At 41.0% G+C, this 17119-nt stretch carries 17 protein-coding genes and 1 pseudogene; 16 read left to right on the top strand and 2 right to left on the bottom strand.

Features of this window, described 5'->3' with window-relative positions:
* Window positions 1-24: 24 nt before the first annotated feature.
* Window positions 25-348: a winged helix-turn-helix transcriptional regulator gene (locus AC3WT9_RS03980; RefSeq protein WP_342479878.1), complete on the top strand. Its 324-nt coding sequence runs from the start codon at window positions 25-27 to the stop codon at window positions 346-348.
* Between the two features lie 151 nt (window positions 349-499).
* On the opposite strand, the gene AC3WT9_RS03975 is transcribed toward AC3WT9_RS03980, so the two are convergent.
* The gene (locus AC3WT9_RS03975) at window positions 500-2158 is read right to left on the bottom strand and encodes a beta/gamma crystallin-related protein (RefSeq protein ID WP_492407340.1); all 1659 of its coding nucleotides are present in this window, start codon (window positions 2156-2158) and stop codon (window positions 500-502) included.
* 181 nt (window positions 2159-2339) lie between these two features.
* Between AC3WT9_RS03975 and AC3WT9_RS03970 the strand changes: the two genes are divergently transcribed.
* The 12 genes and pseudogenes from AC3WT9_RS03970 (at window position 2340) to AC3WT9_RS03915 (ending at window position 13704) form a co-directional block, all read left to right on the top strand.
* A complete protein-coding gene (locus AC3WT9_RS03970; protein ID WP_341378740.1) occupies window positions 2340-2495 on the top strand; it encodes a hypothetical protein in 156 nt (51 codons plus the stop codon).
* 639 nt (window positions 2496-3134) lie between these two features.
* Window positions 3135-3800, top strand: coding sequence for a response regulator transcription factor (locus tag AC3WT9_RS03965; RefSeq protein ID WP_341378742.1), 666 nt, complete (start codon window positions 3135-3137; stop codon window positions 3798-3800).
* 81 nt (window positions 3801-3881) lie between these two features.
* A complete protein-coding gene (locus tag AC3WT9_RS03960) occupies window positions 3882-4796 on the top strand; it encodes an ATP-binding cassette domain-containing protein (protein ID WP_341093444.1) in 915 nt (304 codons plus the stop codon).
* Between the two features lie 64 nt (window positions 4797-4860).
* On the top strand, window positions 4861-5619 hold the full coding sequence (locus AC3WT9_RS03955) for an ABC-2 transporter permease (protein WP_492407338.1): 759 nt from the start codon (window positions 4861-4863) through the stop codon (window positions 5617-5619).
* A 186-nt stretch (window positions 5620-5805) separates the two neighbouring features.
* The gene (locus AC3WT9_RS03950; protein WP_492407337.1) at window positions 5806-6522 is read left to right on the top strand and encodes a sensor histidine kinase; all 717 of its coding nucleotides are present in this window, start codon (window positions 5806-5808) and stop codon (window positions 6520-6522) included.
* A gap of 677 nt (window positions 6523-7199) precedes the next feature.
* Entirely contained in the window at window positions 7200-7877 is a 678-nt protein-coding gene (locus AC3WT9_RS03945) for a response regulator transcription factor (protein ID WP_341093446.1), read from the top strand.
* Window positions 7874-8875 (top strand): HAMP domain-containing sensor histidine kinase, encoded by a 1002-nt coding sequence (locus tag AC3WT9_RS03940; RefSeq protein WP_341378745.1) that lies wholly within the window; start codon window positions 7874-7876, stop codon window positions 8873-8875. The genes AC3WT9_RS03945 and AC3WT9_RS03940 overlap by 4 nt, the downstream gene beginning before the upstream one ends.
* A gap of 92 nt (window positions 8876-8967) precedes the next feature.
* Window positions 8968-9681, top strand: a complete 714-nt coding sequence (locus AC3WT9_RS03935) for an ABC transporter ATP-binding protein (RefSeq protein ID WP_341378746.1) — start codon at window positions 8968-8970, stop codon at window positions 9679-9681.
* The gene (locus tag AC3WT9_RS03930) at window positions 9678-10463 is read left to right on the top strand and encodes an ABC transporter permease (protein ID WP_341093451.1); all 786 of its coding nucleotides are present in this window, start codon (window positions 9678-9680) and stop codon (window positions 10461-10463) included. Before AC3WT9_RS03935 ends, AC3WT9_RS03930 begins: the two co-directional genes overlap by 4 nt.
* Window positions 10460-11221, top strand: coding sequence for an ABC transporter permease (locus AC3WT9_RS03925; protein WP_341378747.1), 762 nt, complete (start codon window positions 10460-10462; stop codon window positions 11219-11221). Before AC3WT9_RS03930 ends, AC3WT9_RS03925 begins: the two co-directional genes overlap by 4 nt.
* Window positions 11222-11879: 658 nt before the next feature.
* Window positions 11880-12693 (top strand): annotated as a pseudogene (locus tag AC3WT9_RS03920) (alpha/beta fold hydrolase).
* Window positions 12694-12711: 18 nt separating this feature from the next.
* Complete coding sequence (locus AC3WT9_RS03915) at window positions 12712-13704, top strand: alpha/beta fold hydrolase (RefSeq protein ID WP_341093456.1); 993 nt, start codon at window positions 12712-12714, stop codon at window positions 13702-13704.
* A gap of 62 nt (window positions 13705-13766) precedes the next feature.
* Here AC3WT9_RS03915 and AC3WT9_RS03910 read toward each other — a convergent pair whose 3' ends face one another.
* Complete coding sequence (locus AC3WT9_RS03910) at window positions 13767-13946, bottom strand: hypothetical protein (RefSeq protein WP_341097684.1); 180 nt, start codon at window positions 13944-13946, stop codon at window positions 13767-13769.
* A gap of 243 nt (window positions 13947-14189) precedes the next feature.
* Between AC3WT9_RS03910 and AC3WT9_RS03905 the strand changes: the two genes are divergently transcribed.
* The 3 genes from AC3WT9_RS03905 to AC3WT9_RS03895 all read left to right on the top strand — a co-directional run bounded on the left by AC3WT9_RS03905 (window position 14190) and on the right by AC3WT9_RS03895 (window position 17110).
* Complete coding sequence (locus tag AC3WT9_RS03905) at window positions 14190-14492, top strand: MazG-like family protein (RefSeq protein WP_342479883.1); 303 nt, start codon at window positions 14190-14192, stop codon at window positions 14490-14492.
* 963 nt (window positions 14493-15455) lie between these two features.
* The gene (locus AC3WT9_RS03900) at window positions 15456-16286 is read left to right on the top strand and encodes a histidine racemase CntK family protein (protein ID WP_341093459.1); all 831 of its coding nucleotides are present in this window, start codon (window positions 15456-15458) and stop codon (window positions 16284-16286) included.
* A gap of 29 nt (window positions 16287-16315) precedes the next feature.
* Window positions 16316-17110 carry an SAM-dependent methyltransferase gene (locus AC3WT9_RS03895; RefSeq protein ID WP_341378750.1) on the top strand — a complete coding sequence of 265 codons (795 nt, stop codon included), beginning with the start codon at window positions 16316-16318 and terminating at the stop codon, window positions 17108-17110.
* The last annotated feature ends 9 nt before the right edge of the window (window positions 17111-17119 follow it).

The following is a 17119-nucleotide window of genomic DNA, read 5'->3' as shown; positions in this document are numbered from 1 at the left end:
ATATTCAATGGGCATATTCAAGATATGGAGACAGAACTATTGGGAAATTGCAGTCCATGTCCAGTCGAATTCACAGTCAATATCATCGGCGGAAAATGGAAACTTATGATTTTATATCATCTTTTAGATAATGACATGATCCGGTTTAATCAACTACAGAAAAAGCTTTCTTCAGTAACACATCGTACATTGACGCGGCAGTTGCGTGAATTGGAGGAGGATGGTGTGGTCAATCGAGTTACTTTTGCTGAAGTACCCCCCCGTGTAGAATACTCGTTGACGGATAAAGGGAAAAGTCTCACTCCCATGTTATTACAAATGCGAGATTGGGGGCTTCAACATATGTGACGGCAATAAAAAACCTTGAATTTTCACAACAACAATTGGGATCATATAAGAGACGGTGATTTTTCTTGATTTGGATAAAGGAAACGACCATCCGTTTGTTAGGATGGTCGTTTTTTTAAAAAAACTTGCCGCTTCAGCAAAGAGTTTTATTCTAGATAGTTCTTCGAGTAATTCGAATTGAAGACATGGCATCATTATTAAGATAGGTAGTACTTAGATTATCATTTGTTACTAATGTTGAAGAACGTCCTTTAAAGTCCGCATCTGAGTAACCTACAACATCATAAGGTCCAACAATCTTAATAGAGCTCACTGCATCATTCATACCAATATCTTTAAAGTTCGTAACACTACTTGTCAATTGCTTAGAGGTCCCTGAAAAGTTAGAATCTTTGTAAATATAGACCCCTTGTTGCGCTAATGGAAAACTCGGGTTTGTTATTACTTCATAATCAATTATAGCTTCTGATAAATCGGCTTTTCCTGCAATATTCCCTGTATCTAAAGGAATTACAACAGATCCCATATAATCATCCGCATCTGTTGAAGATGAATCATAATCCTTTACTTCCAACCACAACCGAGGACTACTATTAGACACTGCGATATGAAGTGTATTCGAACGCTCTGAAAAAGTAGTATTTGCGGTTTTTTGGTCACCACCAAAAATGACGGGGTGCGGTATATTTAAAGCCGCATCCGCTTTCATCCACACTCTTTCACTTATATATCTCTTTCCACTTAGTGGATATGTGTCCATACTAATATATATATCAGGTAGATTATTGCTTGGGTCCTTATAAACTTTAGGGGTGACAGACTTGAGGGTTACTTTATGTGTCCAATAGAGATTGTATACATATTCATGCGAGAATGTCCCTAATCCATTAAAGTCAATATCAAATAAATAAGCTGGATCGGTGAAAAAGATTCCCATTCCTAGTGTTCCATCTTGGTCTTTATCAGACCAGTTCCAAGGGGCATTTGCATGGTTGTTGCTTGTGTGTGTATTTGGAAAAACACCAAACGATTGAAAAGGCGTATTGTTATATTGAAATTTCCTCTCCCATAATTCATCTATTGGCAGGATTCCATAATTATAAGTGTGTTTCCACTTTGGTGAAAATTGATTAGGCTGTCCAGAATATGAAGGCTCTCCAAATTTATAGACAATCCCATCATCGCCAACATCTTCGTTACTAGTATAAGCACTCACACCATGCCCATGGTTCTCACCAAGTCCATTTGAACTTATAAACACCTCTGGATGGGTTACTTCAGAGTAACGAACTGAAGTACTTTCAATTCCAACGTATCCTGGCTGCACATTAGGATCTTTTAAACGATACCGTAGGAAATCAGAATGACTAATTGTTTCCATTGCCACAGGAACACCATAGCTTCCATCTTTTCGAACTGCCATCATCATTCCTTCTAAGTCATTTTCGTGTTGTTCGGCGGAAACAGGTCCATCATCACGTGCATGATAAAAATAATAGCCTAAAAAGAGATGTGTCTTCGTTTCTTGAACAGAAGCATATACATATGGGACTTGAGGGACTACTCCTATTGTTTCCCATTGATCAGCCATGTTCCAGTTCCCGTCTGCATTAAATTTCGCAATTAAATCCGCTATCCCACCAGCAAAATCCTTATTAATATCTTGATAAATAACAGGGGAATATCTTGTAAGATAATCCCAGTAAGGTTTTCCATCTGTACTTAAACGATCGAATAAAGGACTGTGGCCGTTCATCGTTTGTGACTGTGCACATTCTGCTGAATTTGAAGAATTTTCATTTAAGTTCATGGATAATCCTCCTTTATAAATATGGTATGATTTTCTAAACACTTTCCAACTAAATTTATTAAAGCAAGGTTGTAAATATGATATAAATTTCTTAGCGGGCCTCAGCGACTTTCCAAAACTGAAAATCAGTTACCAAACAGTAGGTTCAAGTAATCGATGAGATGAAGAGGAGAAAACTGAAATGAGGACAATCAAGTGCATGATGGATCACCTGTACTGGGCAGACGGACGCATCTTGGACGCGCTCGAGGAGAGTGAGACGAAGAACAAGGACCTGCTGATGCTGGTTCGGCATATCGCGGTCGCGGAATATGTTCTACCAATCGAATTGACTTGAAAGTGATTTTGAAAAGTTTTAAACGAATGACTATCTAGATATTTACTTTCTAGACGATTAGTGTATAATACCAATAAACCAATTCTTTCCTCTAATAAGAGGGGGCACAACACCATGTTGTGCCCCCTTATTTATTTCCATGGAGGACTGTTCGGTAACCAATTAAGAGGTAGGAGGTAATGATCCTGATGTGAAAGAACTTATTAAGAGCTGCTGATCTGAGTGGGAGTTGGTGGCCGTTACAACCAAAACTAGAACTTTATTTACTGTGTAAAATATAAGAGGACAAGAATTTCGTGAAATTCCATCGTCACGCAAAGGCAGTTATGAATCCCGTTGCTCGTTTTAGTCAACTCTGGATATGTATACATAGATGGCACTAACACCATCGGCATATCAAGCCGTACAGCGTACGATCTGCGATGCTCGATATTGCCGTCTGGCAGCACACAGATTTCTCCAAGCGTTAATATAAGGTATACGTGTTGAGAAAAAACACATCGCTTTACCCTTCTAGATGTAATAATCTAAAGGGGGTTTTTTAAAAAAGAGAACGTAGCTATATTGAATTGAAGAGGTCGTTATAGCCTACCATAATAAAAACAAGATATCCACACCCTTGTACAAGGAGCAGATTCTATGAAAACAATCGCCATTATTGAAGATGATGAACATATCGGAAATATTCTGGCAGAAACTTTGACCCGTGAAGGATATGATGTTGTCCGGGCTTACTCAGGTACAGAAGCAATCTTATTATTTCAGCAGTGGACACCGGATTTGGTGTTGCTTGATTTGATGCTCCCTGGACGATCCGGTGAGGAATTGCTTCCTGAATTAAAAGGGATTCCGGTAATTGTAGTCAGTGCCAAGGCCGGGATTGATGATAGAGTTAATTCTCTGTTAGGCGGCGCCGCGGACTATATAACCAAGCCCTTTGAGATTAAAGAATTGCTGGCTCGAATTACCGTTCAGCTTCGTAGTCGAAGTGACCATGCCTCCGTCCTGACCTTTGGCGATTTAACGTTAAATAAGACCTCTCATGCGTTAACCGTACAGGGCCATCCAGTGCATTTGACAAAAACAGAATTTGCAATCATCAAACTTCTGATGCTAAACCCAACGCAAGCGATAGCAAAATCAGTTCTGCTTGACCGAATCAGTATGGATACACCTGACTGTATGGAAAGCTCTCTAAAGGTTCATATCAGCAATATGCGCCGGAAACTCCGTGAAGTCAGCGGGAATGAATACATTGAGGCCGTATGGGGAATTGGCTTTAAGCTGTCTGAGCATAAATCTTAACTGATTCTTTACTGTTTTCTTTACTGCCTTCTTAACTATTTCTCGATACACTCCATACATCAGTAGTAAGGAGGCGATTTAATGGATTATTGTTTAACAACCAATAACTTAAAAAAGTCATATGGGAATTTTAAAGCTTTGAACGGGCTGACCATGAAAGTGCCCAAAGGCTCAATTTATGGTTTTGTAGGGAGAAATGGGGCCGGAAAGACAACGCTCATTCGTTTGATTTGTGGTTTACAGCAGCCAACGGCAGGAGACTATACGCTGTATGGTAAAAAACACACCGCTAAGGATATAGTGAAATCCCGCCGTCGTATGGGTGCTGTGGTGGAAACGCCGTCGATTTATCTCGATTTGACTGCGGAGGACAATCTCAGAGATCAATATCGTGTATTAGGACTTCCTTCGTTCCATAATATCCCGGAACTGTTGCAGTTTGTGGGACTGGGGGATACAGGAAAAAAGAAAACAAAAAATTTCTCACTCGGTATGCGCCAGCGTTTGGGCATTGCCGTCGCTCTTGCGGGGGATCCCGATTTTCTTGTTTTGGATGAACCCATCAACGGACTCGATCCACAGGGTATCATTGAAATGCGTGAGCTACTTTTGAAACTTAACAAGGAACGGCAAATCACTATTCTAATCTCCAGTCATATTCTGGATGAGCTATCCAGATTGGCGACTCATTATGGTTTTGTTGATCAAGGGCAAATGGTTAAGGAAATCAGTGCAGCTGAATTGCACGCAGCATGTCGGACATGTACCTGGCTTAAGGTATCGGACACGGGTGTGCTCGCCCGTGTGCTCGACCAGCGGGGAATAGAATACATAATTCGTACGCAAAACGAAGCCGTTATGTATGGAAAAGTGAGCGTAACCGACCTTGTTATGGAACTTGCAAAAAATAATTGCGAAGTCTTTACTTTGAACGAGCAGGATGAGAGCTTGGAAAGCTACTTTATCGGTCTAACCGGGGGTGGCGAAGTTGAATAAGTTGTTATCTTCCCATTTCTCACGCATGCGGAAAAGCAGAACGCTCCTGTCTTGCACAGCGGCTATGATGCTGTTTGCCAGTGCAATACTGTTCATTATCTACAGAGAAACAAGAATGAGCGATGCTAGTCTGCAGCTTCATGAACTGCCCCTCTTTCTTTTTAACATTGTAATTGGAGGAGCTCTGGCTACGTTTATAAGTCTGTTTTTGGGCACGGAATACAGTGACGGTACGATGAGAAATAAGCTGATCGTGGGACATCGAAAAAGTGACCTTTATCTGTCCAATTTAATATCCAGTTTTGTTGCGGGACTGATTCTTGCCCTTGTCTATATTGTCATTCTTATGGTAGGCGGCATTGCGGTACTTGCTTCTTTTGAGGCGGATTGGAATACAATATTGCTGTTACTAATAAGCAGTGTATTGTTAATACTGGTATATGCTTCTATTTATACCATGATGAGCATGCTGTTTCAGAATAAAGCCGCGGTGGCGGTGACTGCCTTGATTGCATTTTTTGTTTTGCTCATAGCGGCAACCCAGCTTCAGAGTCGGCTCAGCGCAGAGGAATTTTATTCAGTTGACACACTTACGGATACAGGGAAGTATGTACAGGAATTGGTGGCGAACCCCAGTTATCCGCGTGGCACAAAAAAGGCAGTATATCAATTCTTATATGATTTCCTTCCGACAGGTCAAGCCAATCAAATTGCTATGGGGAATGCAACGGATTTTATCCAGATGTGGGTCTATTCTCTGGCAATTACAGTTATGACCACAGTTATTGGATTGTTAGGGTTCCGTAAAAAGGACATAAAATAATGGAGTAGGTGTGGAATGAAAATCGGATTGTGGCTCTTATTCGGCGTATTCGTGTTAATCATTGTATTTCTTGTAGGGAAGGTGTACCTTTTACGGAAGTCTACTCAGGAAATAAAGAACTCGATCGACGATATCCTCACATCCGATACCAATATATTGATTAGTATTTCCAGCCGTGACGGACAGATGCAGCAGTTGGCGCACAACCTGAATACCCAACTTGGTTTGCTGCGCCAAGAACGTCACCGTTATCAGCAGGGCGATACTGAATTGAAGGAAGCAATCACAAATATATCCCATGATTTGCGCACCCCTTTGACTGCAATATACGGTTATCTTGATTTATTGGAAGGGGAGAATAAGTCGGAATCCGTACAGCGGTATCTTGACCAAATTCAGAATCGGACCGAGGTCTTAAAGCAATTGACCGAAGAACTTTTCCGCTATTCATTGATCACTTCGGTGCAAGAGATAAGCTATGAGAAGTTGACCCTGAACCGGGCGCTGGAAGAAAGTTTGTTATCCTATTACGGTGCATTTAAGACACGGCAAATTGATCCGGAAATCGAGCTTCCGGATTCACCGATTCACCGGTCGCTTGATCCCACTGCCCTCAGCCGTATTTTGGGAAACATCTTAAGCAATGTAATTAAGTATAGTGATGGTGATTTGAAGGTAAGTTTACATGGGGATGGGAAAATCACTTTTACCAATTCCGCTAAAAAGTTATCTCCGGTTACGGTGGGCAGGTTGTTTGATCGATTTTATACCGTTGAAGACGGCAGAAGCTCCACAGGATTAGGATTATCAATCGCAAAAATTCTTACAGAACGTATGGAGGGATATATAAACGCTTATTATCAAGATGGAAATCTAACGGTTGTATTGTATTTTCCTAAATAAAAGCAGAATGCCGCAAGCGGCGAGGTAACTTTGTGCCATATGTGTAGGCAACTTTATGTCATTGGCAAACCATCGTCGGTAGGCAAGAACATAGTTCTATAAGAACCCGCGCTCCGCGCGGGTTTTCTGTTTTAAGGGATCAAGTTCTTGTCCTTTTCTCTGGACAAGAACTTGATCCCATTGCCGAAAATGGACAAGAACAAGAACATGGTACTATGCCGATTAGATGATTATCTAAACATATTTGTTGATACATCGGACCTGAAATTACACAAAGTTGATTTTTTGATAAAAGAACATGCATTATAAGCCTACCAAATGTAGTTTTCCACCAGCTTCAGTGCTGTGTTTTCTTTTGAAGATGTGAAGTGTCCGTGGCTTCTACAAAGGGATGGGGAATACTGGTACGCATGATTCTTATCATCAAAGTATATCAACGTCAAATACAACTTTTCTCATTTCCCATATTGTATTTTTACTATGGGAATTTCTTACCCTCATCTATACTGTTCTCGAAAGAACTCACTGATTTCTGTTATTCCGACGAAGAGAGAAGTTCTTGTTCTATAAGAGACTTAAGACCAATCAAAATGGACTTTAAAATTCAACGTGCTGCTGGTTTTTAGATTGTGTTATTCTGTCTATTAGTGAACTCAATTTAGAGAGCGGGATGTTACTTGAAAAGAAATATATTATATATTGAAGATAATGAGAAAATAGGCAGTTGGGTAAAAGAAGAATTGGAACAGCGGGGATTTTCAGTTCAGTGGCTGCTTTCTGGTGAAGGAGCTGAAAAAGAAGTGAATCAGCATGAAATCGTTATTTTGGATATCATGTTACCCGGTTTAGATGGATTTACTGTGGGAAAACGATTAAAAAAGGCAGCTCCTGCTGTTCCTATTTTGTTGTTAACTGCCCGAACATCGATAGATGATAAGGTAGAAGGTTTACAATTTGCTGATGACTATTTAACGAAACCATTCCATACGGATGAATTAGTTGCAAGATTAGAAGTATTAATCCGTCGAAGTGGCGGAACACATTCCGAACGTATTTCATTAGGGAATTATATTGAAGTAGATCCAGAAGTTCAAATGGTGTTTGACAAAATCACAGGAGAAGAAATTATATTGACAGGGAAACAACATCAAATTTTAATGTACTTCTTACGCCACCCTAATCAAGTTTTACCAAAAGAACAAATCTATGAAGCCATTTGGGAAGAAACTTATATAACAGGTGATAAAACATTAATGGTACATATCCATCGACTGCGCCAAAAGTTGGAACGTCATCCGGATTCCCCAGAGATTATTGAAACGTTGAAGGGAATAGGTTATCGGGTGAAACTATGAAACAGACTAAATCATTATTTCGCCGTTTTCTAAAAGGACATTTTCTATTTATCTTTTTTCCTCCGATTGTACTTATTTTCTTATCTGCGTTCATTGAGTCTCCTTTTAATGAAGAAGAGCTGAATAAGTTAAATTATTTTTACGTTGTACTGCTTTTGTTTGGTTTTATTATTGTAGCATTTGTTGTGATATCTTGGATTTTCTTCTTGAGGCTTCGTAAACGTCTCACCCGCTTACAGGAAGTCATGTCATTTTCAGCTAATAATTTTCCTAAACCAATATCTGTTCAAAGAGATCGTATGGATGAAATAGACCAGTTAGGAAGTTCTTTTAATTGGATGATTCAGCAGCTTGAAGACAGCCGCAAGCGAGAATATGAAGAGGAATTATTACGACATCGGCTCATTGCTAATTTATCTCACGACTTACGAACGCCACTTACTATTTTGAGAGGACATATCACCAGATTAAATAAAGAAGCAATAAGTTTAGAAGGACAAAACTCATTAACAGAGATGAACCATACGATTACAAGAGTCGGAGATCTAATGGATGATTTACTTTCCTATACATTGCTTACATCAGGGAAATATCCTTTTGGGCCCACTTCAACAGATATTGGACGTTTAGTAAGAGCCTCTGTTGCTGCGTGGTATCCAGTATTTGAAGAAAAAGAAATTCAGGTTGATGTTGATTTACCGGCAGAGGCGACTTTTTATTGGGAAGCAGATCCTAAATGGATGACACGGGTTCTGGATAATTTATTTCAGAATATTCTTCGCCATGCAGCAGAGGGGAAATATGTACACATTGTGGTTGATGTAGAAAAAGAACTGATCCTTGTTGCAGACAGAGGTCCAGGTATGGATAACTCTTCCTATGAGCATGGGGCGGGGATTGGTTTATCGGCTTTAAATTATATGTTGAAAAAAATGAAGCTGAAAGCTGACTTTACATCAAATGAAAATGGCACAAGAGTGGTTATTGGTAGAGCTTAACCTAAAGGTAACCCAGAATTAAACAACATGATCACCGGGATGTAACTTTGCTTCTTTATAATTAGAACCATAACAGAAAGGAAGTGTTGTGGTTGCTTACAATTGATAACTTAGTCAAACATCGCGGGACTGGGGAAATCTTATCAGGTATTAGTTTTAAAGCTAGACCAGGTAGAGTAACTGGTTTTTTAGGTCCAAATGGGGCAGGTAAAAGTTCTACACTTCGCATCCTGCTTGGATTAGATCGTGCCACCTCAGGGAGTGCGCTAATTAATGGAAAGCCATTTGCAGAATTACATAATCCTCTGGCAACAGTAGGTGCCGCACTTGATGGATTTGGAGCTCATCGTATGCGAACAGGACGGGCACATTTGCGTTGGATTGCCCGTGCCGCAGGATTGTCCCGCTCACGTGTCGAGGAAGTTCTGGAAATAGTAGGTCTTACTAATGCAGCTGGTAAAAGAGTGGGGAATTATTCCCTTGGTATGGGGAGAAGACTTGGAATGGCAGCTGCATTACTTGGTGATCCACAAATATTGATTTTAGATGAACCCGTAAACGGGCTCGACCCAGAAGGAATTCGTTGGATTCGGACATTTTTACGTGAACGTGCTGATTCTGGAAACACGGTGTTACTGTCCAGTCATCTAATGGGAGAACTTGCAGAGACTGTTGATGATGTGGTGATTATTAAGCATGGAACAATCGTTGCAGATGGAACATTGGAAGAAGTAATAGGTAACCATTACACGCTGGAGGAAGCCTTTTTTGCCCTGACATCTGAAAATGCAGGTGAGGTTGTATGAGAGCATTCAACGCGGAACTATCTAAATTGTTCTCCCTGCCGGGCATTTGGCTTGCCTTGCTTATTGGAGCATTTGCCCCAGCGGTCATTGCTGCCTTGGACAGTATAGCAGAAAAAGATGCGATTATAGCTGGAGTTAGCACACGGCTATCGGAAGTTGGATATATTGGCTTAGCTCTTGGTGTGCAAGGCGTTATTATTCTTGGTGTGCTTGCTGTCAGCAGTGAGTATTTGACAGAGAGCAGTGAATCTGGTGGAGGACAACAGATTACAACAAGTTTAACCGTTGTTTCATCCCGATTTCTTTTTTTGCTGGCAAAAGCAGGCGCTGTGACAGTGATCAGCATACTGCTATGTATTGTTGCTATTATGACAACTGTGTCTGCAACGCATCTTATTCTCGGCGAATATGCCCCTGCATTTGAATGGTCCAGACTTATCGGTGCAGTTTGTTACTGGACATTCACTGCTCTTTTAGCACTTGGGATTACTTTGCTAACTAAGAATGGCATCATCCCGCTTGCTGTGCTCATAATAAATTCTTCCGTTGTATCATTTAGTGTCCTGCTTTATAGGGTTACAAAGTTGGCGTTTTACTTACCAGATAGGGCTGGCGCTGAAATGTTTATGTTTACGAGCGACAGACTTCACACCCCGTCCACAGGCAGTTTATTCGACAGATTTCACACTCCCTTCACAGGCGGTGTAGTCATGTTTGCCTGGGTAGCCGTTATTTTCATTGTTGCAGCTATTGTATTCCATAGGAGGGACGTTGCATCATGAGTGTCTCACCTAGTAGAAAGATAACACAAATCCTTGGTGCTGAACTGGATAAATTAGTTACATTACCATGGATATGGCTCACTCTTATGGGGACGTTCATTCTTAATTTAGCTTTAACTGCAGCTTTTACTTCTGTTGGTCTACAAGGGGCAGCAGGAACGCAAAGTATACTGAATATAGGACTTGCTTCTATGGGACATATTCAAGCAGGGTTCATTATTCTTGGTATCATAGCTACTTGTTCGGAGTATACGGGTGGACAGATTCGAACTACTTTAACCACGATACCTTGGCGCGGGTTCCAATTATCCATGAAGCATTTGGCATTGGCCATTATATCTATTCCTGCTGCGTTTATTATTGCTGCATCAGGTGTACTATATACTTTTATTATGATGAGAGACACAGCCGTAATGATTGAAATAGACACAATGATAATAACATTAATAGGTGCAGCAGGCTATCTAACCTTAACCACACTTCTCAGTGCAGCTATAGGTGCTTTATTAAGACGAACCACTCCTGCTTTAGTGGTACTGCTTGGTTATTATTTCATTGTCAGTCCATTGTCGAGAGATTTTCAACCTAGTATTAGAAATTATTTTCCGGATACGGCAGGATATTATATGTACATGCCGCCGCCTTCCTCTGATGTAATAAATGTCCTTACACCTATGCAAGGGACAGGTATTTCAATGGTATGGACACTGATCTTTTTTACAGCAGCTATTGTATTTTACCGTAAACGAGATGCCTAAGTTTATTCCAGCGATGAATTCCACGGGATGTACTTGAGAAAAACTCTATATGTATCGTCAACGAACTGAAAACGTAAACCAGTATTGTATGATATAACTTCCAAACCACCAGCAACGTTTTAGTGGGAATAGCTTAGGAACAAAAATACTCTCTTTTATCTGCTTGTATAGCAAATAGAAGAGAGTATTTATTATATTGGATAAGTAAAGTAGTACTCGAAGTATTTATTTTGTAATTCCAAAGCTAGTATTAGTTGTATATTTCGGTTCATTGCTATGCAGGACATAAGGTTTGGCTGTCATAATAACATTCCTTCTGTGCCTGTTCATACTCCGTTCATATTGCCGTAACGAAGGGGACATTTTGGTTGTTTACACTTTGAATATGTCGCTATATAGATTGAACTTGAGAATTATATTTAGGGAAAAGTGGCGGAGGGGAATTTTGGAACTGGAGGAGCGATAGCGTCCGCCTTTAGATTTGGATTTCTACCGCGATTCGCGGTTAAATTCAGGAAATCCAAACCTAACAGCGGCCGGAAGTCCAAATATTCTCTGTAGTCATGGCCAACCCCAAAATAGAAGAATTATAAGTTCAATTTATATAACGCGGCTCTACAGATATAAGGACAGGAGAAGATGAACGTGACAGGGACCGGTGGAAATCAAGAAAGGGAACAGAATCCGCAAAAAACAGAAACTATGGTCGAAAATAATAGGAGGTCTTCTCGGGGCGCTTGTGCTGTTCATGGGCATCTTGTTTATCGTTAATGTGATCAGTAACGGGGTCGAGAAAAAGAAAATCGAACCATACGGCCAGTATGTCAATGTGGATGGTAACAAAATGAATGTATTTATATAAGGCAGCGGCGAACAGACAATCGTCCTTCTTCCTGGGCAAGGGAACTCCGTCGCCAGTGCTTGATTTCAAATTGCTGATCGATGAATTGTCTCCAGAATACAAAGTCGTAGCGATTGAGCCGTTCGGATACGGGTTGAGCGACGAAACTGAGAAGGCAAGAAAAACAGAGAATATCGTCAGTGAAGTTCACGAAGCTGTGCAGCAGTTGGGTATTGACCGTTACGTTCTTATGGGACTTTCCATCACTGGACTATACGGAGTGTCCTACGTGAACAGCTACCCGGATGAGTATACTAAAGAACAAATGCGTCTCATTTCGAATCAAGTCGCGACCAATCCAACAATGATGGATGAGCTCAGACATCTCGGTACCAATTTCAAAAATGGAGAACAGCTTACCTACCCTAACGATTTGCCGGTGCTTCTCTTCGTCCAGTCGAATAACGAGAACAATGAGCAGTGGGTTCCGCTGCACGAGGCACAAGTCAAACAATCGGCACAGGGAGAAATGATCCCGATGGAAGGCTCACATTACCTGCATCATACGAAATTCAAAGAAATCGCCGGGGCATTCAAAGCGTACATGAAGCAAATACAACCATTCAAATAATAAGAGGAGGGAGAGAGTTTGGCACAAACAGCAGGAGAGGAAGTAAGGAAGGGTTCAATAGTAAAAAGAGTGCTGCATATTTCATTAAAAGTAATCGCCGCAGTGGTTATCGCTATTCTACTTTTTATCGCCATCGTATTTACCGTAAACAAAATCAGCAGTCATTCAGAACAAAAAAGAATGGAACAGTATGGTCAGCTTGTGTCTGTAGATGGTAAGCATATGAATGTTTTCATCCAAGGCAAAGGCGAAGAAACCGTAGTGCTTCTTCCCGGTTATGGAACAGCGGCGCCTGCACTTGATTTTAAGCCACTCCTATCAGAGTTAAGCCCGTATTATAAAGTCGTCGTGATCGAACCTTTTGGTTACGGATTGAGCGATCAATCCCGGAAGGAGCGCAGTTCAGCCAACATTGTAAGTGAAATTCATGAAGCGTTACAAAGTCTCCGGATCGATCGTTACACCCTTATTGCCCACTCCATTTCCGGGCTCTATAGTCTGGATTATGTGAACCGATATCCAAATGAAGTGAAAGCCTTTATCGGGCTGGACAGCAGTGTTCCGTCACTAAGTGAACAGAAGATTGATTCGTCTGATACAGAACCGGTTAAATGGTTCCGCAACCTGGGCTTCGCCCGGTTACAATTGAAACTGAGTGCTGACCCTTATGAAGGACTGCCCTATGATAAAGCGACTAAAGAACAATTGGACATCTTGATACGCAAAAACATGTATAATACAACTCAATTAAATGAGGCAGTGAGCATGTATTCCAACTTTAAAGCAGCAGAAAAGCTTACTTTTCCTGCCAATTTACCAGTTCTTTTCTTTCTTCAGGCAAATCACCCTACGACGGACCGATGGATTCCGGAACATGAGAAGCAGATCCAGAACTCTGTACATGGAGAAGTGGTCTTATTGGACGCGGGACATTATCTGTATCGTTCCCATCCAAAAGAAATCTCTGAAAAAATAAGGGATTTTACGGGAGGAATAAACTCAACAGATTAACAGACTGGTACCATCATAAATCGCGCGCTGCGCGATTTTTTTTGCGTTGCAGTTGCTCTCATTTACGAACAAAAGGAGGCGAAAATGATCTTTCCTCCATTCCAGAAGGCATTGTTATATGAAGTGTAGTAATGGACCGTGGAGCGGATCTGTAGCCCGTTGTTGTCCAGACTGTTGCTGCCAAAATGCTGGAGATGATAGTCATAGGTTCTCTCAGCATTATAAACCGATTTCTCCGAAATATTGAACCCCTATCCGAAATTCGAGCCATATATAACAGAGATTTTATATTTTATAATGTAATTCATAATAGCTATTTAATTACATTAAAGAATTTGGTTTGCAATAAAAAGGATTATATTTCATTTTATGAAAGGAGAATATGAGTTGCCGGAAGTATCAATCATAATCCCGACAAATGAAAAAGCTTTCTACCTAGACTTATCTATCGCAAATAAAAATTATATATAGGATAGGTGAATAAAGTGATTGATTTATTACAGTTACAAAAAAGAGTTTATCAGAATAAAATTGCGAAAGGATTTAATGTTACTGATATTTTTCAAGAATTTTGTTTTATATATGGCGAATTATCAGAAGCTTGCGAAGCTTATCTGAAAAAGAAAGACGATTTGGGTGAAGAATTGGCTGATGTTGCACTCTACTTAATAGGACTTTCGGAACTTCTAGGAATTAACTTGGAAGAAGAGATAGTGTGTAAGATGGAAAAAAATGAAAAAAGAATATACCAAAATAAAGATGGTGTACTTACAAAAGAAAAAGAATAAAACTATTCCTCACTCGGCAAACGGTATGACACCTCATGTAAAGATAGGGACACATCTAATTGAAGCAGGTGACTACATCATTCCAACCAAAGAAGTTTTACGCTTAATGGACAAAATAATGAGAGTAGTTTATTGAACACAACTCACTGGAGTTGTGTTTGTTTTTTTGTCGGTGGACAAAAACATCGTCCCCTAAGAGTCCGCGCCCTGCGCGGGTTTTCTATTTTAAGGGACCAAGTTCTTGTCCTTTTCTCAGGACAAGAACTTGGTCCCATTGCCGAAAATGGACAAGAACATAGTACTATTACCGATTTGATGATTATCTAAGTAAAATGTTTATGGAGCATCAAGGTTAATCTCACAACGGTCATTACCGGGATATGACTGGAAACTTTGGGTACGAAACGGTGATACAGTTGCACAAAAATGGCCAACTGCCGCAAGCTTTGTTCTGTCTGAATGATATCTGTGCCATTGGGGGGTATTGAAGGCCTACAAGGATCTGGTCCTGTCTGTACATTAAAACCTTGCAGTACTCGGTGTTGATGTCATGCCGACTGTATCGGAGCTCCTAAGTCTGCCAACGATCCGGCATCCGATCTTTGCAATACGGGAGTGTTCACATCGAAGAAACCTCCAACCGGTAAATACTTCTTCGTGGTATCCGCTTCAGATGGAACGACAGTTAAGACCAAAAACGTGACTCTAATACGCGATTTTGTGAGTAATGATCGTAAAGTAGCAAACAACTTGAGCAAGTCCAAATCAAAACCCAACCTCGATTATAGTCGGGGTTGGGTTTTTTTGATTGCGATGAACAGAAGAGAAAGGGTGAATATAAATGTATTGACCATATTAGGGTTCATGGGTATAATTTACAATGATAATAGTAATCATTACTATTTAATATCGTTTTGTTCCTGTTAGAGAATCAATGAATCTACGTTTTTAAGGATGTGAGATATGCGCCGGGAAATCTCTTTTGTTAAAGCAAGCCCTACACAGAATATGACCATCCTAGTCAGAAGCAGCCATGAGGAAGACGAATACGCACCGATTGCCCTGAAAATGATGTCATACGACAACGTATATGCCGAACAAGTCGGATTCATTAAGAAAACTATGCATCCTGATGCAGATGCAGCTCTCCGCATGGCCGGCGGTGAGTTTTGCGGAAATGCCTGCATGGCCTTGGCCGTACTGATAGCCCATCAGCAGACAAACTCCAGTGACTGCAGGTCGGTTAAATTGGAGGCTTCAGGAACAGATCAATTGATTCAATGTATGGTGACGAATACTGATGAGGGTTATTGCTGCAAGGTCATGATGCCTGCGCCCCGGAGCATTGAAGCCAAGATATTCAAGTATGACGGCAATCAATTTATGGTCGGTCTAATTCAGTACTCCGATTTCCTTCATGTGGTATTAGAAGTGGAGCGGTTTACTAAGCCGGTCAAGAAAATGGCACAAAGCTTAGCGAAGTTGCTTGAAATCACGTCGACCAATCAACTGATCGGCATTCTGCTGTACAAGCCAAGCTCCGGCGAGCTCTTACCGCTTATTTATATTCCTATGCTGGACAGTATGGTCTGGGAAAGAGGGTGCGGATCAGGAACAGCTTCCATTGGTGCATATATGGCCTGGAAGAACATTGCTCCCTTTGAAGGGGCTATACTGCAGCCCGGTGGACTCATCAAGGTATCTGCACATCTGGACAAAAGTGAACTCACCGGCTTAAGCATTTCAGGCAATGTCAGCATCGTAGCAGAAGGAACAGCATATATCGATCTTTAATCACTGGAGGAGAGAGGAGAAGGTTGGAGATGCTTTTATCTACACTCTATGAATTTGCAGCCAAGTTCCGTAAGATGGCAGATGAGTTTGATGGTACCTCCGGGCGAAGTGTGGAACTTACGGGTATTATAGACGATTACACCGGGTTTATTATGAATCCTTGCAATCAGGAAATTTGGGAAAAGTTAGAACCACAAAGCTCCAAGGAAGTGATGCGGCTTACAGCAGAATTAAGAGAGGTTTCGGCGAGATGCGTGTCCATTATGGAAAAGTACCGCGCTCTACATGTCTTGAACGGGAGTGAGGAACGAACCGAATATTTTGCTAATATTGAATCCGGTATTGAGCGTGAATTCGGAAGCTTTCAGATCGATTCAGAGTCCAGGGTAGTCATGGTAGGAAGTGGCGCGTTTCCAATGACGCCGATGCTGATAAGCAGACGTACGAATGCAGAAGTCCTTGGAATTGATATAGACGAAGAAGCGGTAATCCTGAGTAATAAAGTGCTAAGCAAGTTAGGAGATTATTTGCCGGTACGTCTTGTAACAGGGTTGGTTATTCAGTATGAAACGGAATTGAAGCAGGCAACACATATCATATTCAGTTCAACCGTGGCGGAAAAGTATAATCTGCTGGACCAGTTGTATGCGTTAACCGGCCAGCAGGTCGTTGTAGCAATGAGATACGGGAACCGGTTAAAATCCCTCTTCAATTACCCTATGAAAACTGTTAATGAGACGAAATGGATACTTGCCGAGCAAATTCTGTGTCCTGATCAGGTTTTTGATGTAGCGCTGTATTGCAAGTCTCAGCCGGGATCTTAACAAAGGAGG

Source organism: Paenibacillus sp. EB106-06-01-XG199 (assembly GCF_058791575.1).
The sequence above is the reverse complement of the archived record's forward strand: the minus strand, read 5'-3'. Positions and strand labels throughout refer to the sequence as shown.